The sequence below is a fragment of the Streptomyces viridosporus T7A genome, from assembly GCF_008704515.1.
Classification (GTDB): domain Bacteria; phylum Actinomycetota; class Actinomycetes; order Streptomycetales; family Streptomycetaceae; genus Streptomyces; species Streptomyces viridosporus.
Window position 1 is genome coordinate 1,788,252 of the sequence record NZ_CP023700.1, and the last position, 22,473, is coordinate 1,810,724.

General features: G+C 71.7%; 18 protein-coding genes. 3 read left to right on the forward strand and 15 right to left on the reverse strand.

Annotation, left to right across the window (positions count from 1 at the left end):
• Nucleotides 1–167: 167 nt before the first annotated feature.
• The 9 genes from aroB to CP969_RS08435 all read right to left on the reverse strand — a co-directional run bounded on the left by aroB (nucleotide 168) and on the right by CP969_RS08435 (nucleotide 9,854).
• Entirely contained in the window at nucleotides 168–1,262 is a 1,095-nt protein-coding gene (gene aroB, locus CP969_RS08390) for a 3-dehydroquinate synthase (RefSeq protein WP_004990645.1), read from the reverse strand.
• Nucleotides 1,259–1,774, reverse strand: coding sequence for a shikimate kinase (locus CP969_RS08395; RefSeq protein WP_026085330.1), 516 nt, complete (start codon nucleotides 1,772–1,774; stop codon nucleotides 1,259–1,261). The genes aroB and CP969_RS08395 overlap by 4 nt, the downstream gene beginning before the upstream one ends.
• The gene (gene aroC / locus CP969_RS08400; protein ID WP_004990641.1) at nucleotides 1,771–2,955 is read right to left on the reverse strand and encodes a chorismate synthase; all 1,185 of its coding nucleotides are present in this window, start codon (nucleotides 2,953–2,955) and stop codon (nucleotides 1,771–1,773) included. Before aroC ends, CP969_RS08395 begins: the two co-directional genes overlap by 4 nt.
• Before the next feature lie 228 nt (nucleotides 2,956–3,183).
• Entirely contained in the window at nucleotides 3,184–4,023 is an 840-nt protein-coding gene (locus CP969_RS08405; RefSeq protein ID WP_026085329.1) for a shikimate dehydrogenase, read from the reverse strand.
• On the reverse strand, nucleotides 4,004–5,740 hold the full coding sequence (gene mltG, locus CP969_RS08410; RefSeq protein ID WP_039831288.1) for an endolytic transglycosylase MltG: 1,737 nt from the start codon (nucleotides 5,738–5,740) through the stop codon (nucleotides 4,004–4,006). Before mltG ends, CP969_RS08405 begins: the two co-directional genes overlap by 20 nt.
• A gap of 126 nt (nucleotides 5,741–5,866) precedes the next feature.
• Nucleotides 5,867–6,331, reverse strand: coding sequence for a Holliday junction resolvase RuvX (gene ruvX / locus CP969_RS08420; protein WP_004990632.1), 465 nt, complete (start codon nucleotides 6,329–6,331; stop codon nucleotides 5,867–5,869).
• An 11-nt stretch (nucleotides 6,332–6,342) separates the two neighbouring features.
• Entirely contained in the window at nucleotides 6,343–9,012 is a 2,670-nt protein-coding gene (alaS, locus tag CP969_RS08425; protein WP_004990630.1) for an alanine--tRNA ligase, read from the reverse strand.
• Nucleotides 9,012–9,395, reverse strand: a complete 384-nt coding sequence (locus CP969_RS08430; RefSeq protein WP_016827088.1) for a hypothetical protein — start codon at nucleotides 9,393–9,395, stop codon at nucleotides 9,012–9,014. The genes alaS and CP969_RS08430 overlap by 1 nt, the downstream gene beginning before the upstream one ends.
• A gap of 6 nt (nucleotides 9,396–9,401) precedes the next feature.
• Complete coding sequence (locus tag CP969_RS08435) at nucleotides 9,402–9,854, reverse strand: DUF948 domain-containing protein (RefSeq protein ID WP_004990626.1); 453 nt, start codon at nucleotides 9,852–9,854, stop codon at nucleotides 9,402–9,404.
• 154 nt (nucleotides 9,855–10,008) lie between these two features.
• On the opposite strand from CP969_RS08435, the gene CP969_RS08440 reads away from it, so the two are divergent.
• Nucleotides 10,009–12,171 (forward strand): ATP-binding protein, encoded by a 2,163-nt coding sequence (locus CP969_RS08440; protein WP_016827086.1) that lies wholly within the window; start codon nucleotides 10,009–10,011, stop codon nucleotides 12,169–12,171.
• Nucleotides 12,172–12,192: 21 nt separating this feature from the next.
• Here CP969_RS08440 and rpsD read toward each other — a convergent pair whose 3' ends face one another.
• From rpsD to CP969_RS08465, 5 genes are all read right to left on the reverse strand, one after another.
• Nucleotides 12,193–12,807 carry a 30S ribosomal protein S4 gene (gene rpsD, locus CP969_RS08445; protein WP_004990603.1) on the reverse strand — a complete coding sequence of 205 codons (615 nt, stop codon included), beginning with the start codon at nucleotides 12,805–12,807 and terminating at the stop codon, nucleotides 12,193–12,195.
• Nucleotides 12,808–13,141: 334 nt separating this feature from the next.
• Complete coding sequence (locus CP969_RS08450; protein WP_004990601.1) at nucleotides 13,142–14,497, reverse strand: replication-associated recombination protein A; 1,356 nt, start codon at nucleotides 14,495–14,497, stop codon at nucleotides 13,142–13,144.
• A 44-nt stretch (nucleotides 14,498–14,541) separates the two neighbouring features.
• Nucleotides 14,542–15,207, reverse strand: coding sequence for a vitamin K epoxide reductase family protein (locus CP969_RS08455; RefSeq protein ID WP_016827085.1), 666 nt, complete (start codon nucleotides 15,205–15,207; stop codon nucleotides 14,542–14,544).
• A 251-nt stretch (nucleotides 15,208–15,458) separates the two neighbouring features.
• Nucleotides 15,459–16,721, reverse strand: a complete 1,263-nt coding sequence (gene hisS / locus CP969_RS08460; RefSeq protein WP_016827084.1) for a histidine--tRNA ligase — start codon at nucleotides 16,719–16,721, stop codon at nucleotides 15,459–15,461.
• 11 nt (nucleotides 16,722–16,732) lie between these two features.
• Entirely contained in the window at nucleotides 16,733–17,443 is a 711-nt protein-coding gene (locus CP969_RS08465) for an MBL fold metallo-hydrolase (protein WP_004990597.1), read from the reverse strand.
• Nucleotides 17,444–17,621: 178 nt separating this feature from the next.
• Here CP969_RS08465 and CP969_RS08470 point away from each other — a divergent pair, with 178 nt between their 5' ends.
• A complete protein-coding gene (locus tag CP969_RS08470; RefSeq protein ID WP_004990596.1) occupies nucleotides 17,622–18,446 on the forward strand; it encodes a peptidylprolyl isomerase in 825 nt (274 codons plus the stop codon).
• A gap of 135 nt (nucleotides 18,447–18,581) precedes the next feature.
• Complete coding sequence (locus CP969_RS08475; protein WP_016827083.1) at nucleotides 18,582–19,811, forward strand: DUF349 domain-containing protein; 1,230 nt, start codon at nucleotides 18,582–18,584, stop codon at nucleotides 19,809–19,811.
• A gap of 70 nt (nucleotides 19,812–19,881) precedes the next feature.
• Here the strand turns inward: CP969_RS08475 and relA are convergent, their stop codons facing one another.
• Nucleotides 19,882–22,410 (reverse strand): GTP pyrophosphokinase, encoded by a 2,529-nt coding sequence (gene relA / locus CP969_RS08480; protein WP_016827082.1) that lies wholly within the window; start codon nucleotides 22,408–22,410, stop codon nucleotides 19,882–19,884.
• Nucleotides 22,411–22,473: the final 63 nt, after the last annotated feature.

Sequence of the window (22,473 nt, forward strand, 5' to 3'; positions counted from 1 at the left end):
GTGCCACTCCGTCTCGTACAGGCGATGGGCGACGACAGCGGGGTACCCCGCGTGCTACCGAACGGTACCGCCCCCTGCCGCCGTTGTGTGAACGGCCGGGGGCGGTGACGCGTGCCCGGCCCGGCGAGCCGGTGGCCGGCGCGCCGGGCCGGGCGCGGGCCTCGGGCCTACTGCCCCACCTCGCCGTACGCGGCGAGCAGGACGGCCGGGTCCGGTCCCTCCAGCACGGTGGGCTTGGCGAGACCGTCGAGGACGATGAAGCGCAGCAGGTCGCCGCGGGACTTCTTGTCGACCTTCATCGCCTCCAGCAACCTGGGCCACTGGTCGTGGCGGTAGTGCAGCGGCAGGCCGACCGCCTCGAGGATCGTGCGGTGGCGGTCCGCGGTGGCGTCGTCGAGGCGGCCGGCCAGGCGGCCCAGCTCGGCGGCGAAGTGCATGCCCACCGACACCGCCGCGCCGTGGCGCCACTTGTAGCGCTCGTTCTTCTCGATGGCGTGGCCCAGCGTGTGACCGTAGTTGAGGATCTCCCTGCGGCCCGACTCCTTCAGGTCGGAGGAGACCACCTCGGCCTTGACCCTGATGGACCGCTCGATCAGCTCAGCGGTGTGCGGGCCGGCGGGGGTGCGGGCGGCCTGCGGGTCGGCCTCGATGAGGTCCAGGATCACCGGGTCGGCGATGAAACCGGCCTTGATGACCTCCGCCAGCCCCGAGACGTAGTCGTTGACCGGGAGGGAGTCCAGCGCGGCCAGGTCGCACAGCACCCCGGCGGGCGGGTGGAAGGCCCCCACCAGGTTCTTGCCCTCGGCGGTGTTGATGCCGGTCTTCCCGCCGACGGCCGCGTCCACCATGGCCAGCACGGTGGTCGGGATCGCGATCCAGCGCACCCCGCGCAGCCAGGTGGCGGCCACGAACCCGGCCAGGTCGGTGGTCGCGCCGCCCCCCACGCCGACGATGACGTCGGTGCGGGTGAACCCGGACTGGCCCAGCGCCTTCCAGCAGTAGGCTGCGACCTCGGCGGTCTTGGCCTCCTCCGCGTTGGGCACCTGGACGGCGATGGCCTCGTAGCCCTGTTCGGCCAGGTCGGCGCGGAGCGCGTCACCGGTCTCGGCCAGCGCCTCGGGGTGCAGGACCGCCACCCGCTTGGCCTTGGTGCCGACCAGCCCGGCCAGCTCGCCCAGGAGCCGGCGGCCCACCAGGACCTCGTACGGGTCGGTGCCCGCCGTGCCGCCGATGTGGATCCGGGTCACTGCCTCGCTGCTCATGCTTCCTTCAACTCCAGTGCGTCCAGGGCGGCTTCGGTGACCTCGTCGGGGGTGCGGCCGTCGGTGGGCACGACGGCCGTGGCGACCTCCTCGTACAGGTGCCGCCGGGCCTCCATCAGCGCGCGCCACTGCTTGCGCGGATTGACCGCGAGCAGCGGCCGGGCGGTGCCCAGACCGGTGCGCCGGACCGCTTCCTCGACGTCCATCGACAGGTAGACCACCCGCCGCCCGGCGAGCAGCGCGCGGGTGTCCGCGTCCAGGATCGCGCCGCCGCCCAGGGCCAGGACGCCGTCGTGCTCGGCGAGCGCGGTGCGCACGGCCCGCTTCTCGATCGCCCGGAAAGCGTCCTCGCCCTCGTCGACGAAGATGTCGGCGATGCTGCGGCCCTCACCGGCGACGATGTCGTCGTCGGTGTCCCGGTAGCCCGTCCCCAGCCGCTCGGCCAGCAGCCGCCCGACGGTGGACTTGCCCACGCCCATCGGACCGACCAGCACGATCACCGGTGAACTCATCGCACCGCCAGGTGCTCGAGGTACGACGTCACGTTGCGGCGGGTCTCGGTGACGCTGTCGCCGCCGAACTTCTCCGCCACCGCGTCCGCCAGGACGAGGGCGACCATCGCCTCGGCGACGATGCCGGCGGCCGGCACCGCGCACACGTCGGAGCGCTGGTGGTGGGCCGCGGCCTCCTCGCCGGTGGCCACGTCCACGGTCTTCAGCGCCCGCGGCACGGTCGCGATCGGCTTCATCGCCGCCCGCACCCGCAGCAGCTCACCGGTGGACAGGCCGCCCTCGGTGCCGCCGGAGCGTCCCGAGGAACGCCTGATGCCCTCGTCGGTGGCGACGATCTCGTCGTGCGCCTGCGAGCCGGGCACCCGCGCCAGGTCGAAGCCGTCGCCGACCTCGACGCCCTTGATCGCCTGGATGCCCATGAGCGCGCCGGCCAGCCGGGCGTCCAGCCGCCGGTCCCAGTGCACGTGCGAGCCCAGGCCCACCGGTACGCCGTACGCCAGCACCTCCACGACGCCGCCGAGGGTGTCGCCGTCCTTGTGGGCCTGGTCGATCTGGGCGACCATCGCCTTCGAGGCGTCCGCGTCCAGGCAGCGCACCGGGTCCGCGTCCAGCCGCTCCACGTCCGCCGGGGTCGGGTACACGCCGTAGGGCGCCTTGGCCGCGGCCAGCTCGACGACGTGGCTGACGATCTCGATGCCGGCCGTCTCCTTCAGGTACGACCGGGCCACCGCGCCCAGCGCCACCCGGGCCGCGGTCTCCCGCGCGGACGCCCGCTCCAGCACCGGACGGGCCTCGTCGAAGCCGTACTTCTGCATCCCGGCGAGGTCGGCGTGGCCGGGGCGCGGGCGGGTCAGCGGGGCGTTGCGGGCGAGACCGGCCAGCACCTCGGGGTCGACCGGATCGGCCGCCATGACCTGCTCCCACTTCGGCCACTCGGTGTTGCCCACCATGACCGCGACCGGGGAACCGAGGGTGAGGCCGTGCCGGACGCCGCCGAGGAAGGTGACCTCGTCCCGCTCGAACTTCATCCGGGCACCGCGCCCATAGCCCAGCCGCCGCCTCGCCAGGTGGTCCGCCACCATGTCCGTGGTGATCGGCACGCCGGCGGGAAGACCCTCCAGCGTCGCCACGAGTGCGGGACCGTGGGACTCCCCCGCGGTCAGCCAGCGCAACCTGCTCAACGGTGCTCCTCCGTGCTCGCGCCCCGGTACTGCCTGCGTACGCGTCTCCTCGCGCACGGCTGCGGCGCGACGGGGTGCGCGGCCCCGGTCCGCCACCTCCGATCCTCCCACGTCCGGGCCACGGGTCCGGCCGTCGGTCCACCAGGCGGACGGACGGGGGCGCGGTCCGGACGGCCGGGAAACGGGGCGGGCCGTCGCGTCCTGCCGCCGCGGACCCGGAGGGGGACGTCAGCGGGCGGCGAGAGCGCGCTCGCCCGCCTTCCGCATGGCCTCCAGCGGGGCCGGCGCGCGCCCCGTCATCTGCTCGACCTGGAGCACCGCCTGGTGCACCAGCAGGTCGAGCCCGCCGACCACGGCGCCGCCGTACGCCGACCAGCGGGCCGCCAGGACGGTCGGCCACGGGTCGTAGAGCACGTCGAAGAGGGCCGCCGGGCGTTCCGGGACCGCCCGGGCGAGGGGGTCGGTGACGCCCGCCGGGGTGGTGCTGACGACCAGCGGGGCGTGCAGGGCCTGCTCGGCGTCGTCCCAGTCGGCGATGCGCACCGCGGCGCCGAGCCGCTCGGCCCACTGCCGCATCTCGGCGGCGCGGGCCGCGCTGCGGACGTAGACGGCGATCTCGCCCGTGCAGATCCGCGCGAGCGCGGCGAGCGCGGACGAGGCGGTGGCGCCCGCGCCGAGGACCGCGGCGGTGTCCACCTCGTCGATGCCGTGCTCGCGCAGGGCGGCGACCATACCGGGGATGTCGGTGTTGTCGCCGGTCCGGCGGCCGTCCTGGGTGAACACGACGGTGTTGACCGCGTCGACCGAGGCGGCGGTGTCGCTGATCCCGTCCAGCAGCGGGATCACGGCCCGCTTCAGCGGCATGGTCAGCGACAGTCCCGCCCACCCGGGGCCGAGCGTCTCGAAGAACCCCGGCAGCGCCTTCTCGTCCACCTCGAAACGGTCGTACGTCCAGCCGTCGAGCCCCAGCTCCGCGTAGGCGGTGCGGTGCAGCGCCGGGGAGAGCGAGTGGGCGATCGGGGAGCCGAGCACGGCGGCACGGCGGCGGTCAGTTGCCCGCGCTGGCATTGAACTTGTCCTTCAGCTTCAGGAACTCGTCGTGCGTCTTGGCGAACTCGGTCTTGTGCACGCCGTCGGTGGCCACGAAGTAGATCCAGCCGTCCTCCGTGGGATCCAGTGCCGCTTGCAGGGCCTCTTCGCCGGGGTTGCCGATGGGTCCGGGCGGCAGGCCCTTGTTGGTGTAGGTGTTGTACGGGTCCTTGTTGCTGTTGATCTCGGACTCGCTGATGTGGATGTTGCTCTCGCCCTGCAGGTAGTTGAAGGTCGAGTCGAACTGGAGCAGCTGATAGGTCTCGGTGTTGGTGGGCTTGAGCCGGTTGTAGACGACCTCGGACATCTTGCGGAAGTCGTCGTGGGTCTTGCCCTCGGCCTGCACCAGACTCGCGACGGTGAGCAGCTGCCACGGGCCGTCGAGTCCGAGGCCCTCCGCCTTCTTCTCCAGCCCGATCCTCTCGTACTGCTCGGTGGCCCGCGCCACCATCTGTTTGAGCACGTCCTCGGGCTTCTGCCCCTTGGCCGCCGAGTAGCTCGACGGGTAGAGGAAGCCCTCCAGGGGGTCCTTGACGTTCTGGTGGTTCGTCGCCCAGTCGGGCAGGCCGAGGTTCTTCCACTCGGCCTCGGCGACCTTGGCGGTGGAACCCTCGGCCAGTCCGAGGCGCCCGTCGATCGCCTCGTAGACCTTGGCGTTGCGCCATCCCTCGGCGATGATCAGGTTGCTGCGGCTCTTGGGGCTGAGCATGAGCGCGACCGCGCTCTCGGCCGACATCTCCTTCTGCAGGGTGTAGACGCCGTCCTGGATCGTGTTGCCCTGCGGGTTGTCGGCCTGGGCCGCGACGAAGGCGTCGACGCTCTTGACCACGCCCATCTTCTTGAGCTCCTGGCCGATGACGTAGCCGCCCGCGCCCTTGGGGATCGTGACGGTCACCTGCTCGCCGTTGCCGTCCCCCGCGAAGTCCGGGGCACTGCCGAAACGATCCTGGTAGAACTGGTACCCGAAGTAGCTGATGCCGATGGTCCCGCCGCCCAGGACCAGGACCACCACGAGGCAGGCGACGCCGTTGCGCCGCTTCTTCTCCTTGCCGCCCCTGCCCCGGCGCTCGCCGCGCCCGCGGCGGTCGCCCGGCTCGTCGTCGCGGTCGTCCTCGCCGTCGCGGCCCCCCTCGTCGTCGCGGTCGTCGCGGTCGGCGCGGTCGGCGCGGTCGTCCTCGTCCCTCCCCGTGTCACCCGCGAAGAAGGCGTGCTCGCCCCCGTCGGGGCCCGGGTCCCCGTCGGTCTGCGGCTCGGGTTCGGCGCGCCTGCGACCGGGCGGCTCGGGCGGCGGGTAGGCGTCGGGGGTGCGGTAGTGGTCGGCCTGCTCCCCGCCGTACGCCCCGTTCTGCTGCCCGTACGGGTCCGCCGGGCCGGCGGCGTAGGGGTCCGGGGGGTGGGAGCCGGCGGGCCAGCCGCCGGTGTCGTACTGCTGCTGGGGGGCGTACTGCTGGTCGTACTGCGGATACTGCTGCGGCTGGGGGTAGCCGTTCTGCCCGGTGGTGTCCCAGCCGCCGGTGTCGTAGTGCTGCTGCGGCTCCTGCGGATGGTGCTGCGGCCGACCGCCATAGGGGGACTGCTGGCCCGGATGGGCCTGATGGCCCTGCTGGGTCTGCTGTCCTCCCCATCCGCCGTCCCCGTACAACGGGTCGTCCGGATGCCACGGTTCGGAGCCTTGGCCCCGGCCATACTCAGTCATCGATCCCCTAGAGCCGCGAGGCGGTGGCTGCCCGGCCGTCCGAGGGCCCCGGCTGCCGTTCCGCCTCTTTCTGTGCGGCGGCTGTTCGAACACCGCCGCATCGCGCGGAACGTTACCGTATCGCGATCAGGCAACCACTTCGACGCCCTCGCCGGGTGGTTCGCCTGACACCCGTTCGGATTCCAGGGCCTGCTGAAGGATGATCACAGCGGCTGCCTGGTCGATGACGGAGCGCCCCTTCTTGGACTTCACGCCCGAGGCGCGCAGTCCCTGGCTCGCCGTCACCGTCGTCATGCGCTCGTCCACAAGTCTCACCGGAACGGGCATGATCATACGTGCCAGTTCCCGCGCGAAACCGCGGACCTTGGCCGCGGCCGGGCCCTCGCCCCCCTTGAGGGAGCGGGGGAGGCCGACGACGACCTCGATCGGCTCGTACTCCTCGATCAGCTGCTTCAGCCGCCGGTGGGCGGCCGGGACGTCCCGGCCGGGGACGGTCTCGACCGGGGTGGCGAGGATCCCGCCGGGGTCGCACGAGGCGACCCCGATGCGGGCGTCCCCGACGTCGATCGCGAGCCGACGTCCTTGGCGCATGGTTTCCGGCCCTACTTCGCCGTGTCGGCGACGAGCCGCTCGACGGCGTCGACGGCCTCGCCGATCGCGGCCGGGTTCTGGCCGCCGCCCTGGGCGACGTCCGGCTTGCCGCCACCACCGCCGCCGAGGGTCTTGGCGGCGGTGCGCACCAGGTCACCGGCCTTGAGTCCGCGCTCGCGGGCGGCCTCGTTGGTGGCGATGACCGTGAGGGGCTTGCCGTTGACCGTGGTGAACAGGGCGACCACGGCGGCCCGGCCGCCCTGGATGCGGCCGCGCACGTCGAGGACCAGCTTGCGCAGGTCGTCGGCGGTGGTGCCGTCCGGGACCTGCCCGGTGACGACGGCGACGCCGCGGACGTCCTTGGCGGACTCGGCGAGGCCGGCGGCGGCCTGGAGCACCTTCTCGGCGCGGAACTTCTCGATCTCCTTCTCGGCGTCCTTCAGCCGGCCGAGCATGGCGGAGACCTTCTCCGGCAGCTCCTCCGAGCGGCCCTTCAGCAGCTCGGTGAGCTGGTTGACGACCGTGTGCTCACGGGCGAGGAAGTGGTAGGCGTCCACGCCGACCAGGGCCTCGATGCGGCGCACGCCGGAGCCGATGGAGGACTCGCCGAGCAGCTTCACCAGGCCCAGCTGGGCGGTGTTGTGCACGTGGGTGCCGCCGCACAGCTCCTTGGAGAAGTCGCCGATGGTGACCACGCGGACGCGCTCGCCGTACTTCTCGCCGAACTCGGCGATGGCGCCCTGCTTCCTGGCCTCGTCGATGCCCATGACGTCGGCCCGGACGTCGAGGTCGCGGGCGAGCACCTCGTTGATCTTCTGCTCGACGTCGAGCATGACCGTCTGCGGCACGGCGGACGGGGAGCCGAAGTCGAAGCGGAAGCGGCCGGGCTGGTTCTCGGAGCCGGCCTGGGCGGCCGTCGGGCCGAGGGCGTCGCGCAGGGCCTGGTGGGTGAGGTGGGTGGCCGAGTGGGCGCGGGCGATGGCCGTGCGGCGGCGGGCGTCGATGGAGGCGTGGGCCTTGGCGTCGACGGTGACCTCGCCGACCTGGACGACGCCCTTGTGGACGTAGACGCCCGGGACCGGCTTCTGGCAGTCGCGGACCTCGATGACGGCACCGGAGTCGGTCCTGATCCGGCCGGTGTCGCCGATCTGGCCGCCGCCCTCGGCGTAGAACGGGGTGCGGTCGAGGACGATCTCGACCTCGTCGCCCTCGGTGGCGGCCGCCGAGGGGACGCCGTCGACCAGGATGCCGACGACCGTCGACTCGCCCTCGGTGTGGGTGTAGCCGATGAAGTCGGTGGCCCCGGCCCGGTCGGCGATCTCCCGGTAGGCGCCGAGGTCGGCGTGGCCGGTCTTCTTGGCCCGGGCGTCGGCCTTGGCCCGCTCCCGCTGCTCCTTCATCAGGCGGCGGAAGCCCTCCTCGTCCACGGACAGCCCCTGCTCGGCGGCCATCTCCAGGGTGAGGTCGATCGGGAAGCCCCAGGTGTCGTGGAGCAGGAAGGCCTTGTCGCCGGGCAGGACGGTGGAGCCGGCGGCCTTGGTGTCGCTGACGGCGGTGTCGAGGATGTTGGTGCCGGCCTTCAGCGTCTTGAGGAAGGCGTTCTCCTCGGCGAGGGCGACCTTCTCGATGCGCTCCCGGTCCGTGATCAGCTCCGGGTACTGCTGCCCCATCATGCCGATGACGACGTCGATGAGGTCCTTGACGACCGGGCCGGTGGCGCCGAGCAGGCGCATGTTGCGGATGGCGCGGCGCATGATGCGGCGCAGCACGTAGCCGCGGCCCTCGTTGCCGGGGGTCACCCCGTCGCCGATGAGCATCACGGAGGTGCGCATGTGGTCGGTGACCACGCGCAGGGAGACGTCCGAGGCCTGGGCGTCGCCGTAGCGGACGCCGGTCAGCTCGGTGGCCTTGTCGATGACGGCCATGGAGGTGTCGATCTCGTACATGTTCTGCACGCCCTGCAGAATCATGGCGAGCCGCTCGAGGCCGAGGCCGGTGTCGATGTTCTTGCTCGGCAGGTCCCCGAGGATCGGGTAGTCCTTGCCCGGACCCTCGCCCCGCTCGTACTGCATGAAGACGAGGTTCCAGATCTCCACGTACCGCTCGTCGTTGACGGCGGGGCCGCCCTCGACGCCGAACTCGGGGCCGCGGTCGTAGTTGATCTCGGAGCAGGGGCCGCAGGGGCCGGGGACGCCCATGTCCCAGAAGTTGTCCTTCTTGCCCAGGCGCTGGATGCGCTCCTTGGGCACCCCGACGACCTCGTGCCAGATCTGCTCGGCCTCGTCGTCGTCCTGGTAGACGGTGATCCACAGCCGCTCGGGGTCGAGGCCGTAACCGCCCTTGTCCTGGGCGCTGGTGAGCAGCTCCCAGGCGAGCTTGATGGCGCCTTCCTTGAAGTAGTCGCCGAAGGAGAAGTTGCCGCACATCTGGAAGAACGTGCCGTGGCGCGTGGTCTTGCCGACCTCTTCGATGTCGGGCGTGCGCACGCACTTCTGCACGCTGGTGGCGCGGTCGAAGGGAGGCTTGACCTCGCCCAGGAAGTAGGGCTTGAAGGGCACCATGCCGGCCGGGACGAGCAGCAGAGTCGGGTCGTCCGCGATGAGCGACGCCGAAGGGACGACGGTGTGCCCGCGCTCCTCGAAGAAGCTCAGCCAGCGGCGGCGGATCTCGGCCGACTCCATCAGTGGTCCTCATTCCGGTTGTACGGGTACGTCTTGTACGTCGGTTTGTCCGCGGGCCCGTGCGCCGGGCCCTCGACGTACGTGGGGCTGTTGCGGTTCTCGATGACGGCGTACCGCCTGGGCGGGGGGAGTTCGCGGTCGACGGGGGCGTTGAGCCCGAGCGCGTCGCCCAGTTCGGCCTCCCGCCGGGCCATGTTCTCGCGGACCTCGAGCGCGAAGTCCACGGCGCGGTCCCTGAGCCGGCCTCCGGTCTCGATCGCCTTGTTCGCCGCGGTCGCGGCGAGGCTCTCGGGCGTCAGCTGCTTGAGCTTGCGGTTCACCTTGGTGGTGGCCCACACACCGGCGGCGACGCCGGTGGTGAACCAGAACGTACGGCGGAACATCGCGGATCAGCCCTTCTTTCCGCGGGTGCGCTTCTCCCGCCGCGCGCCCGGAACGGTGCGGCCCACGATCACGGTGCGCCTCGGCGCCCTGGCCGGAGCGTCCTCCTTGCGGCCGCTGACGGCCCGGCGCACGCCGTAGCCGAAGGCGGCGACCTTGACGAGCGGGCCGCCGAAGGTGGAGGCCACGGTGGTCGACAGCGCGGAGGCGTTGGAGGTGACCTCCTGGACGTCGGAGGCGATCGCGTCGACCCGTTCGATCTGGGTCTGCGCGGAGCGCACCGCCGCGGAGGCGTCGGCCAGCAGCGGGACGGCCTGGTCGGTCACGTCCGCCACGAGCTTGGTGGTCGCCCTGAGCGTCTGGGCCAGCCTCGCGAGGGCCACCGCGAGGAAGGAGACCAGGATCGCCCAGAAAACGGCCACCAGGATTCCGGCCACCTCTCCACCGGACACTGTGTGCACCCGCTCCCTGAAACGTGCCTGAACATCGAGAAAGTCGTGGCACCGAGCCTATCGCGCCGGTGGCGGGAGTCCGTACCGGATTACCGTCCGGCGTCGGTGGAGTTGCGCGAAGCGATTGTACGGAGTGAATACGCTTCAGTACGCTGCGTGTCCCATGCGGGATCTCGGGTACGCCGCCACACCGGCGCACGGCAACCTGCCCCTGGAGCCGGACCCCTTCGTGGGGCGCTGCGAGGAACTGGCCGGGCTGTCCCGGGCGCTCGGGGCCGCACGCCTGGTGACGGTGACCGGGACGGGCGGGGTCGGCAAGTCGCGTCTGGCCCTCCGCGCCGCCGCGCGGTGCGCGCCCCGCGACGGGGCGTGGCGGGTGGAACTGGCGCCGGTCAGGGATCCGGAGTTCGTGGACCACGCCGTCATGGAGGCCCTGGGACTGACGGACCACACCACCCGGCCGCCGTGCGAGACCCTGCTCCGTCATCTCGCCGGGCGCCGGGTCCTGCTGGTGCTGGACGGGTTCGAGCACCTGGTGGACGCCTGCGCCTCGCTGGTGGCCGAGCTGCTGCGCCGGGCGCCGGGACTGCAGGTGCTCGCCGTGGGGCGGCGGGCTCTGTCCGTCACCGGGGAGACGCTGTTCCCGCTGGCTCCGCTGGGCGAGGACGAGGCGGTGGCGCTGCTGGAGGTGCGCGCGGCGCAGCACGCGGTGTCCGCCGGGGACGGCCGCGAGGCACGGGCCCTGTGCCGGCGGCTGGATGGGCTGCCGCTCGCGATCGAGCTGGCCGCGGGGCGGCTGGGGACGCTGTCCCCGGGGCAGTTGCTGGAGCGGCTCGACGACCGGTTCCGGCTGCTGACCGGCGGCTGCCGGGACGCCCTGCCCCGGCACCGCACGCTGCGCACGGCGATCGGCTGGAGCCACGAACTGTGCACGCCCGAGGAGCGGTTGCTGTGGGCGCGGCTGTCGGTGTTCGCGGGGCCGTTCGACCTGGAGGCCGCCGAGTACGTGTGCGGCGGGAACGGCCTGCCCGCCGCACACGTCCTCGACGTGCTGACCGCGCTGCTCGCGCAGTCGGTGCTGACGCGCGAGGAGACGGCGGCGGGTGCGCGCTACCGGATGCTGGACACGCTGCGCGCGTACGGTGCCGAATGGCTGGCGGCGACGGGCGACGCGGAGCGGGTCGGGCGGCGGCACCGGGACTGGTACGTGGGGCTGGCCACCTGGTGCGAGCTGGACTGGTTCTCCCCGCGGCAGAGCGAGATCGCCGCGCGCGTGGAGGCGGAGCTGCCGAATCTGCGCCGTGCCCTGGAGCTGGCCCTGACCGAGCCGGAGGAGGCGTATCTGGGGCAGTTCCTCGCGGGCTCGCTGTGGTTCTACTGGGTCGGCTGCGGCCGGCTGTCGGAGGGGCGGCACTGGCTGGAGCGGGCCGCCCGGCTGGATTCCGGCCACGAGCAGCCGCGGCTCAAGGCCCTGTGGGTGCTGGGGTACGTGGCGATCCTGCAGGGCGACACCACGGCCGCGCTGGCGGCGCTCCAGGAGTGCCGCCGGGAGGCGGAGCGGGTCGCGAACGGCACGGCGCTGGCGTACGCCGAGCACCGCACCGGCTGCCTGGCCCTCGTCGCGGACGACATGCCGCGCGCGGAGACGCTGCTGCGCTCGGCGCTGGACCGCTACGGGGAGATCGGCGAGCTCAACAGCAACGTCCTGATGAACCAGGTCGAACTGGCGATGGCACGTGCCTTCCAGGGCGACCTGCCGGAGGCGGTGCGGCTGTGCGAGGACGTGCGCCGGATCTGCGACGACCACGGTGAGCGGTGGGCCCGCACCTACGCCCTCTACGTCCTGGCGTACGCGGCCTGGGGCGAGGGCGATCCGGGCAGGGCGCGGGCGCTGCTGACGGACTGCCTGGAGGGGGCGCACGCCTTCCGCGACCTGCTCGGCGCCGTGCTGGCGCTGGAGCTGATGGCGCTGGTCACCGCGACGGAGGGGGAGGTGGCCGAGGCGGCGGTGCTCCAGGGGGCGGCGGACCGGATGTGGCCGTCGGTGGGGCTGCCGCTGTTCGGCTCGGCCCACTACAACGCGCCGCACGAGCTGTGCGAGGCCCGGGCCCGTGAGTGCCTCGGCGACGAGCGGTACGAGGAGTACCGGCGGAAGGGAGCGCGGCTCGGCCGGGACGAGGCCGTCCGCCGGGCGCTGCGGCGGTCCGGGGAGCCGGCCGCCGCGTCCGCGCGGCGCGGGCCGGCGCAGCAGGCGGCCCCGAGTGCCGCCCCCACGCACGAGCCCGCCGCCTCGCCCACCCGGAAGGGCGGGGAGACGGCGGGCTGAGGTACCGCGCGCCTGCTGCGGTCAGCGGGCGTAGAACTCGACGACGAGCTGCTCGTCGCAGATCACCGGGATCTCCTTGCGGTTCGGCTCACGGTCCAGGCGGAACGCCAGGGCCTTGAGGTTCACCTGGAGGTAGCGCGGGGTCTCGCCGTCGGGGGCGAAGCCGCCCTCGCGGGCGATCTGGAAGAGCGTCTTGTCCTTGCTGCGGTCGCGGACCTGCACGACGTCGTCCGGGCGGACACGGAAGGAGGGCTTGTCGACCTTCTTGCCGTTGACCTGGATGTGGCCGTGCGTGACCATCTGGCGGGCCTGGTAGATCGTGCGGGCGATGCCCGAACGCAGGACCAGCGCGTCGAGGCGGCGCTCGAGCTCGATGACGAGGGCGTCGCCCGTCTTCATCGTGGTCTTGGCGGCACGCTCGTAGGCGCGGACCAGCTGGCGCTCGGAGACGTCGTACTGCGCGCGCAGACGCTGCTTCTCCAGCAGACGGACCTTGTAGTCCGAGTTCTGCTTGCGGCCGCGGCCGTGCTCACCGGGCGGGTAGGGACGGGCCTCGAAGTACTTGACGGCCTTCGGGGTCAGCGCGATACCGAGGGCACGCGACTTCTTGACCTTGGGGCGGGACTGATTCGCCACTGTCTCTGTCTCTTTTCCAAAGTTTCCGGCTCACCAGGGTTAAGGGAGGTCGCATCCGCAGCCGGGGAAACCCCGCGGGTCCGTGAAGGGACCTGCCGGGCAGCCGCTCCCCTGGTCTGGGCACATACGTGCAGCACGCGAGTGGCCCACCGACCGCTTCCGGGGATCCGGATGGTGGCGGGCTGCCCGCGACACCGTTCGCCGGTGCGCGACGCTCCTGGAGATCCCCGCCCTGGGGCCGGGTCTCCGGCTGGATGTCCCGCTCTGGTGATGCCGGCTCCCCTCTCGGGGGCCGGACGCGGGACGCAGCTCTTCGGGAAAGTCTACAGGGTGGTCAGGACCGCTTCCGACCGAGGTGTTTCCTGGTCCACTCCACGGCGTCCGCGTACCGGGCCTCGGCACCGTGCCGGGTGGGTTCGTAGTACTGGCGGTCCTTGAGGGCGTCCGGGGCGTACTGCTGGGCGGCGATGCCCTCGGGCAGGTCGTGGGGGTACACGTACCCCTGGGCGTGCCCCAGCTTGGCCGCGCCCTTGTAGTGCCCGTCGCGCAGGTGCGGCGGCACGGGTCCGGCCAGGCCCTTGCGCACGTCGTCGAGGGCGGCGCCGATCGCGGTGGTGGCCGCGTTGGACTTGGGGGCCAGGGCGAGGGCGATGGTGGCGTGGCTGAGGGTGAGGGCGGCCTCGGGGAAGCCGATCATGGCGACGGCCTGGGCGGCGGCGACCGCGATCGGCAGGGCGTTCGGATCGGCGAGGCCGATGTCCTCGCTGGCGGAGATCATCAGGCGGCGGGCGATGAAGCGGGGGTCCTCGCCGGCCTCGATCATCCGGGCCAGGTAGTGCAGGGCGGCGTCCACGTCGGAGCCGCGGATGGACTTGATCAGGGCGCTGGCGACGTCGTAGTGCTGGTCGCCGTCGCGGTCGTACTTCACCGCGGCCCGGTCGACCGTCTCCTCCAGCGTGGTCAGGGCGATCTCCGCCTCGCCCTTGTCGAGGGCGGCCCCGGCGGCGGCCTCCAGGGCGGTCAGCGCGCGGCGGGCGTCGCCGCCGGCGATGCGCAGCAGGTGGCCCTCGGTGTCCTCGGGGAGGGCGACGGCGCCGCCCAGGCCCCGCTCGTCGGTGAGCGCCCGCCGCAGCAGGTCCCGGACGTCGTCGTCGGTGAGGGGTTCGAGCGTGAGCAGGAGGGAGCGGGACAGCAGCGGGGAGATGACCGAGAAGTAGGGGTTCTCGGTGGTCGCGGCGATCAGGGTGACCCAGCGGTTCTCCACGGCGGGGAGCAGGGAGTCCTGCTGGGCCTTGCTGAAACGGTGGATCTCGTCGAGGAAGAGGACGGTCTCCTGGCCGTACCCGCCGGAGGCGCGGCGGGCGCCGTCGATGACCGCGCGGACCTCCTTGACGCCCGCGGTGATCGCCGAGAGTTCGACGAAGCGCTTGTTGGTGGCCTTGGAGACGACGTAGGCCAGGGTCGTCTTGCCGGTGCCGGGCGGTCCCCACAGGATCACCGAGGACGGTCCGGCGGGGCCCGAGGAGCCCTCGCCGACCAGCCTGCGCAGGGGGGACCCCGGCTTCAGCAAGTGCTGCTGGCCCACCACCTCGTCGAGGGTGCGCGGACGCATCCGGACCGCGAGGGGGCTGCCGGCCGGGTCCTTCTCCTGGCGTTCTTCTGCTGCGGCGGTGAACAGGTCGGGCTCCACGTCGGCAACCCTAAATCACCGCGCCGACAGTGCGACGGGCGCCGTCAGCCGGTCCAGAAGTCCCACCAGCGGGTCAGGACCAGCATGCCGATGATGCCGATGTGCAGGGTCGGCAGCACCCAGGTGAACTCGCCGAAGAAGCTCCTCAGCCAGCCCGGCGCGGGCAGGAGGCCCTTGCGGACGTTGAACGACGTGACGTACCAGAACATGACGATCGTGGCGACCCAGGCCAGGCAGCACCACAGGCACAGGGCGTTGATCCGGTACAGGGACTGGAACATCAGCCAGGCGCAGAAGACGGTGCCGAAGAGCGTGCCGGCGTTGAGGGTGAGCCAGTACCAGCGCGGGAAGCGGGCACCGGCGAGCAGGCTCATGCCGACGCAGACGACGATGCCGTAGGTGACGAGGCCGAGCATCGGGTTGGGGAAGCCGAAGACGGAGGCCTGGTCGCTCTCCATCACGCTGCCGCAGGAGACGACGGGGTTGAGGCTGCAGCCGGGGACGAACGTCTCGCCCCTGACCTTGGCCTCGAGCAGCTTGAACTTGTCGAGCGTGATCACCCACGCGGCGAGCACACCGGCCGCACCGGTGATCACCAGGAGCAGTGCGAGGGCCCGGCTCGCCCCTTCCTTGCGCGGTGCGGCGGCACGCTCCGGCGAGGTGGGGGGTTCGGGCTCCATGGCGACGTCCTTGACTGTCGTCTTGCTCATCACGCCGATTCCGTCACTAGAGAGTGTGGACCTGCTTCGGGCAGGGCCATTGTGCCGTACGGGACCGCGGATCCGCCGGTCGCCGGGCACAAGGGCCCGCGGATGATCGCCCGTGGGCGTTCGGTTTCGGCCGACGTGTGCGGCACTGCCGCACACCTGCTCCCCTCATATCCCACGCACGGGCGAAACGGCGTTCGCAAGGTTGACGAAGGCGCCGGACATCCGGGGTGTCCGGCGCCTCGCGCGCCGCGTCAGCCGAGCCGTGACTCCAGCTCCGCGACGATCTCGTTCACACCGACCGCCGTCTGCTCGCCGGACTCCATGTTCTTGAGCTGGACCACGCCCTCGGCGAGGTCGCGTTCGCCCAGCACCAGGGCGTAGCGGGCGCCCGAGCGGTGAGCGGCCTTCATCGCGGCCTTCAGGCCCTTGCCGCCGTAGGCGAAGTCGGCGGCGACGCCGTTCTTGCGCAGCTCGGTGACCTTCGCGAACAGCACCCGGCGGGCCTCCTCGCCGAGCGGGACCGCGAACACGCTGGTGGTCTCGGGGAGTTGGAGCTCGACCCCCTCCGCCTCCAGGGCCAGCACGGTGCGGTCGACGCCGAGGGCCCAGCCGACGGACGGCAGCGCGGGGCCGCCGATCATCTCCGACAGGCCGTCGTAGCGGCCGCCGCCGCCCACCGCGGACTGGGAGCCGAGACCGTCGTGGACGAACTCGAAGGTGGTCCGCGTGTAGTAGTCCAGGCCGCGCACCAGCTTGGGGTCGTCCTCGAAGGCCACTCCCGCGGCCGTGATCAGCTCGCGGACCTCCTCGTGGTACGTCTTGCAGGCGTCGCAGAGGTAGTCGCGCAGCAGGGGGGCGCCCGTCAGCTGCTTCTGCACCGACTCCCGCTTGTCGTCCAGCACGCGCAGCGGGTTGATCTCCGCGCGGCGCAGGGTGTCCTCGTCCAGGTCCAGGCCGCGCAGGAAGTCCTGCAGCGCGGCCCGGTACACCGGGCGGCACTCCTGGTCGCCCAGCGAGTTCAGCAGGATGCGGAAGTCGCTCAGGCCCAGCGAGCGGTACGCCTGGTCGGCCAGGATGATCAGCTCGGCGTCCAGCGCCGGGTCCTCCGCGCCGATCGCCTCGGCGCCGACCTGGGAGAAGTGGCGGTAGCGGCCCTTCTGCGGGCGCTCGTAGCGGTAGTACGAGCCGGAGTACCAGAGCTTGACCGGGAGGTTGCCCGCCTTGTGCAGGTTGGCCTCCAGGGCGGCGCGCAGCACGGAGGCGGTGCCCTCGGGGCGCAGCGCGAGCCGGTCGCCGCCCTTGGTCTCGAAGGCGTACATCTCCTTGGTCACGATGTCGGTGGACTCGCCGACCCCGCGCGCGAACAGCTCGACGCTCTCGAAGCCGGGCGTCTCGATGTAGCCGTAGCCGGAGTTGCGCAGCGGGGCGGCGATGGCGTCGCGGACGGCGAGGTACTTGGCGCTGTCCGGCGGGATCAGGTCGTACGTGCCCTTGGGGGCCTTGAAGGTGCTCACGGAAGGTCTCGTCACATTCCTCGTCGGGGAGCCTCGGCGGCTCCCTGGCCGCCGGCCGCCACCTGCCGCAGATACGGGTTGGTGGCGCGCTCCTGGCCGATGGTCGTCTGGGGGCCGTGGCCGGACAGCACCACGGTCGAGTCGTCGAGCGGCAGGCACACGCGGGCCAGCGAGTCGAGCATCTCGGCCATGTCACCGCCGGGCAGGTCGGTGCGTCCGATGGAGCCGGCGAACAGCAGGTCGCCCGAGAAGAGGATCGGCGGGATGTCCGCCGCCTCGGGCAGGCCGAAGGTCACCGACCCCTTGGTATGGCCGGGCGCGTGCGCGACCGTCAGCTCCAGGCCGGCCAGCTCCAGCTTCGTGCCGTCCGTCATCTCCCTGACGTCGTCCGGCTCCCCCACGGTCAGCTCGCCCATCAGCGGCATCCCGATGGAGCGGCCCAGCGCCTTCTCGGGGTCGCTCATCATGTACCGGTCCTCGGGGTGGATCCAGGCCGGTACGCCGTGCGCTCCGCAGACCGGGACGACCGAGGCCACGTGGTCGATGTGGCCGTGGGTGAGGACGACGGCGACGGGCTTGAGGCGGTGCTTCCTGACCGCCTCCTCCACTCCGGGGGCGGCCTGATGGCCGGGGTCGATGATCACGCACTCCTCACCGGCGGCGGGGGCGACGAGATAGCAGTTCGTCCCCCAGGCCCCGGCGGGGAACCCGGCAATGAGCACGATCGTCCTTCGTTGTGTCGGTTACGGGAGGCTTGCGACGGGCTGCGCCCGTGGTCAGAGCCTACCGGCGCTGCCGATTCCTCAGCGAACCCATATACGGTACGGGCACACGCAGAGGGTCGGCCCACCGCCGCCACGCGTACCGGTCGGCACACGAGACGCATGAGGAGAGAACCCGGTGGTCAGCCAGGAACAGCGGCGGCGTCAGCTCGCCCGGGAGAAGTTCTTGCGGCAGCAGCAGCGCCGCACCGAAGCGCGGCGCAAGGCGCGGATCCGCAACTCGGTGATCGCGTCCTCCCTCGGAGTGGTTCTCGTGGGCAGTCTCGCGCTGTACACGACCGGAGCACTCGACCAGGACGACGACAGCACCAACGCCAACGCGGAGGTCACGCCGAGCCCGACGAGCAAGGCGCCGGACCCGTGCGACAAGCCCGCGAAGGGCGAGCCGAAGTCGCAGACCTGGAAGAAGGAGCCGGCGCTGTCCATCGACAAGTCGGCGAAGTACACGATGACGCTCGACACGACCTGCGGCGAGATCGAGGTGGCGCTGAAGGCGTCGGCGGCTCCGCACACGGTCAACTCGTTCAGCTTCCTGGCGGACAAGGGCTACTTCGACCACACCAAGTGCCACCGGCTCACCACCGAGGGCATCTACGTGCTGCAGTGCGGCGACCCGACGGGCACCGGCACCGGCGGTCCCGGCTACACGATCCCGGACGAGAACCTGAAGGACAAAAGCCTGAAGGACAACATCTACCCGGCGGGCACGGTCGCGATGGCCAACACCGGGCAGAAGGACAGTGGCGGCAGCCAGTTCTTCCTGGTCTACCAGGACAGTCAGCTCCCGCCCAGCTACACACCGTTCGGCACCGTCTCGGAGGACGGCATGAAGGTGCTGAAGAAGATCGCCGGTGCGGGGGCGCAGCCCGCCGACCCGACCACCGGCAACACCGCACCGAACGCGACGGTCGTGATCGACAAGGCGACGGTCGCGAAATCCTGACCCTCAACTGCGTAATTTCGGTCGCGCGGGATGCGGACAGGCGTCCCGTCGGTCGCCTATGTTGGCCGTGACGAAACTGTGGACGATGCCCGGGGGAACACGAGCCCCCCGCAGGCATCATGTGGAGGAGGCGCTGTGAGCAGCGACCCGTGGGGCCGCGTCGACGAGACGGGGACCGTGTACGTGCGTACGGCCGACGGCGAGAAGGTCGTCGGTTCCTGGCAGGCCGGCTCTCCCGATGAGGCACTGGCCTACTTCGAGCGCAAGTACGAGGGCCTGGTTGTCGAGATCGGCCTCCTCGAGAAGCGAGTGAAGACCACCGACCTGTCGTCCAAGGACGCCCTGACCGCGATCGAGCACCTGCGGGAGCAGGTCGACGCCCACCACGCGGTCGGTGACCTGGACGCCCTCAGGGCCCGGCTGGACAAGCTCGTGGAACTGGTGGAGGCGCGTCGCGAGGAGCGCAAGGCGCAGCGGGCCCGGCAGTCCGAGGAGGCGCGTCAGGCCAAGGAGGCGCTGGTCGTCGAGGCGGAGGAGCTGGCGCAGTCCGACCAGTGGCGGGTCGCCGGTGAGCGGCTGCGGGCCCTGGTGGACACCTGGAAGGGTCTGCCGCGGCTGGACCGGAAGTCCGACGACGAGCTGTGGCACCGGTTCTCGCACGCGCGCTCGGCGTTCTCCAAGCGGCGCAAGCAGCACTTCGCGCAGTTGGACGCGCAGCGCGAGGAGGCCCGCCGGACCAAGGAGCGGCTGGTCGCCGAGGCGGAGGCGCTGTCGGGCTCGACGGACTGGGGTCCCACCGCGGCGCGCTACCGCGAGCTGATGGCGGAGTGGAAGGCCGCGGGCCGCGCGCAGCGCGAGCACGAGGAGGACCTGTGGAACCGCTTCCGCGGTGCGCAGGACGTCTTCTTCGCCGCCCGCAGTTCGGTGTTCGCCGAGCGTGACGCGGAGCAGGCCGAGAACCTCAAGCTCAAGGAGGAGCTGGCCGGGGAGGCCGAGAAGCTCCTGCCGATCACGGACCTGAAGGCCGCGCGGGCCGCGTTCCGCGCGGTCAACGAGCGCTGGGAGGCCATCGGCCACGTGCCGCGGGACGCACGGCCGAGGGTCGAGGGCCGGATGCACGCCGTGGAGCGGGCCCTGCAGGAGGCCGAGGAGGCCGAGTGGCGCCGGACGAACCCGGAGGCACGCGCGCGTGCCGAGGGCCTCACCGGCCAGCTGCAGGCCGCCGTGGACAAGCTGAAGGGCCAGATCGAGCAGGCCCGGGCGCAGGGCAACAGCGCCAAGGCGGAGAAGCTGGAGCGGGAGCTGGAGGGCCGCCAGGCCCTGCTGGACCAGGCGCTGAAGGGTCTGCAGGAGTTCGGCGGCTGAGGGTCGCCCGCATCGCGAGAGGGGCTCCCGTACCTCGGGTACGGGAGCCCCTCTCGTGTGCCGCGCGGTGCTACGAGCGGTTGCGGGCCGACGTCACGCGGTAGACGTCGTAGACGCCCTCCACGCCCCGTACGGCCTTCAGGACGTGTCCGAGGTGCTTGGGGTCGCCCATCTCGAAGGTGAAGCGGGAGGTCGCCACGCGGTCCCGGGAGGTCTGGACGGCCGCGGAGAGGATGTTGACGTGCTGGTCGGACAGCACGCGCGTGACGTCCGAGAGCAGCCGGGAGCGGTCCAGGGCCTCGACCTGGATGGCGACCAGGAAGACGGAGGACTGGGTGGGCGCCCACTCGACCTCGAGGATGCGCTCGGGCTCGCGGGAGAGCGAGTCGACGTTCACGCAGTCGCTGCGGTGCACCGAGACGCCGCTGCCGCGGGTGACGAAGCCGATGATCGGGTCGCCGGGGACCGGGGTGCAGCAGCGGGCCAGTTTGACCCAGACGTCCTCGACGCCCTTGACGACGACGCCGGGGTCGGAGCTGGAGCGGCGCTTGCGGCCGCGGCCGCGGGCCGGCGGGACCGCCTCGTCGATCTCCTCGGTGGCCGCCTCCTCGCCGCCGAGGGCCTGGACCAGCTTCTGCACGATGTTCTGCGCGGAGACGTGGCCCTCGCCGATCGCCGCGTACAGCGCGGAGATGTCCGAGTAGCGCATCTCGTGCGCGAGCGTGACCAGCGAGTCGCCGGTGAGGATGCGCTGGATCGGCAGGTTCTGCTTGCGCATCGCGCGGACGATGGCGTCCTTGCCCTGCTCGATGGCCTCGTCGCGGCGCTCCTTGGAGAACCAGGCGCGGATCTTGTTGCGGGCGCGCGGCGACTTGACGAAGCCGAGCCAGTCGCGGGAGGGGCCCGCGCCGGCCGCCTTGGAGGTGAAGACCTCCACCAGGTCGCCGTTGTCCAGCGTGGACTCGAGCGGGACGAGGCGGCCGTTGACCCGCGCGCCTATGGTGCGGTGGCCGACCTCGGTGTGGACCGCGTACGCGAAGTCCACCGGGGTGGCGCCCGCGGGGAGGGCGATGACGTCCCCCTTGGGGGTGAAGACGAAGACCTCGTTGCGGGACAGGTCGAAGCGCAGCGACTCCAGGAACTCGCCCGGGTCCTCGGTCTCCTTCTGCCAGTCCAGGAGCTGCCGCAGCCACGCCATGTCGTTGACGGCGTCCTTGTCCTTGCCGGCGGACCTGGGCGCGTCCGTGCGCACCTTGGAGGCGCCGGCGACGGCCTCCTGCTTGTACTTCCAGTGCGCGGCGATGCCGTACTCGGCGCGGCGGTGCATGTCGAACGTGCGGATCTGCAGCTCGACCGGCTTGCCGCCGGGGCCGATGACCGTCGTGTGCAGCGACTGGTACATGTTGAACTTGGGCATCGCGATGTAGTCCTTGAACCGGCCGGGGACCGGGTTCCATCGCGCGTGCACCGTGCCGAGGGCCGCGTAGCAGTCGCGGACGGTGTCCACGAGGACGCGGATGCCCACCAGGTCGTAGATCTCCGCGAAGTCACGGCCGCGGACGATCATCTTCTGGTAGACGCTGTAGTAGTGCTTGGGGCGGCCGGTGACGGTGGCCTTGATGCGGGCCGCCCTGAGGTCCTGCTGCACCTCGTCGGTGACGATGGCGAGGTACTCGTCGCGCTTGGGGGCGCGCTCGGCGACCAGGCGGACGATCTCGTCGTACATCTTGGGGTAGAGGATCGCGAAGGCGAGGTCCTCCAGCTCCCACTTGATGGTGTTCATGCCCAGGCGGTGGGCGAGCGGCGCGTAGATCTCCAGGGTCTCGCGCGCCTTCTTCTCCTGCTTCTCGCGCTTGAGGTAGCGCATGGTGCGCATGTTGTGCAGGCGGTCGGCGAGCTTGATGACCAGGACCCGGGGGTCCTTGGCCATGGCGACGACCATCTTGCGCACGGTCTCGGCCTGGGCGGCCTCGCCGAACTTGACCTTGTCCAGCTTGGTGACGCCGTCGACGAGCAGGGTGACCACGTCGCCGAAGTCGCGGCGCAGGTCCTCCAGGCCGTACTCCGTGTCCTCGACCGTGTCGTGCAGCAGGCCGGCCATCAGCGTGGCCGGGTCCATGCCGAGCTCGGCGAGGATGGTGGTGACGGCGAGCGGGTGCGTGATGTACGGGTCGCCGCTCTTGCGCTTCTGCCCGCGGTGCCAGCGCTCGGCGACCTGGTAGGCGCGCTCGATCTGGCGGAGCGTGGCGTTCTCGATCTTGGGGTCGTTGCTGCGCACGATCCGCAGCAGCGGCTCCAGCACCGGGTTGTACGGGTTCGCGCGCTGGACACCGAGCCGGGCGAGGCGGGCGCGGACGCGGTTGGAGGAACCGGAGCGGGCGGGCTGGCCCGTGTTCGGGCGGGCCATGGAGGCGGAACGCTCGGGCGGGGCCGGCTTGGGGCGCGGCTGCTCGGGCTTGTCGACGGGGGTGGCCTGGGCGTGCCGGACCGGCCCGCGGAGGTCGTTCTTCGCCTGCGGCGCGCTCGGCGCGGGCTTGGCCGCGGCCGCCGAGGCGGACTCGGGCTTGGCGGCGGTCAGGTGCTGGGCCTCGTCTGGCAAGAGGGCTCCTCGTGCGCGATCCGGGTCCCCGGTCAGGCTCCGGAGATCCCATGGTAGCGATCC

Excerpts from the sequence above, each read along its gene's own strand:
- aroB (WP_004990645.1), bottom strand. The coding sequence starts at position 1,262 with ATGAGCAGCGAGGCAGTGACCCGGATCCACATCGGCGGCACGGCGGGC.
- CP969_RS08395 (WP_026085330.1), bottom strand. The coding sequence starts at position 1,774 with ATGAGTTCACCGGTGATCGTGCTGGTCGGTCCGATGGGCGTGGGCAAG.
- CP969_RS08405 (WP_026085329.1), bottom strand. The coding sequence starts at position 4,023 with ATGCCAGCGCGGGCAACTGACCGCCGCCGTGCCGCCGTGCTCGGCTCC.
- mltG (WP_039831288.1), bottom strand. The coding sequence starts at position 5,740 with ATGACTGAGTATGGCCGGGGCCAAGGCTCCGAACCGTGGCATCCGGAC.
- ruvX (WP_004990632.1), bottom strand. The coding sequence starts at position 6,331 with ATGCGCCAAGGACGTCGGCTCGCGATCGACGTCGGGGACGCCCGCATC.
- alaS (WP_004990630.1), bottom strand. The coding sequence starts at position 9,012 with ATGGAGTCGGCCGAGATCCGCCGCCGCTGGCTGAGCTTCTTCGAGGAG.
- CP969_RS08430 (WP_016827088.1), bottom strand. The coding sequence starts at position 9,395 with ATGTTCCGCCGTACGTTCTGGTTCACCACCGGCGTCGCCGCCGGTGTG.
- CP969_RS08440 (WP_016827086.1), top strand. The coding sequence starts at position 10,009 with ATGCGGGATCTCGGGTACGCCGCCACACCGGCGCACGGCAACCTGCCC.
- CP969_RS08455 (WP_016827085.1), bottom strand. The coding sequence starts at position 15,207 with ATGAGCAAGACGACAGTCAAGGACGTCGCCATGGAGCCCGAACCCCCC.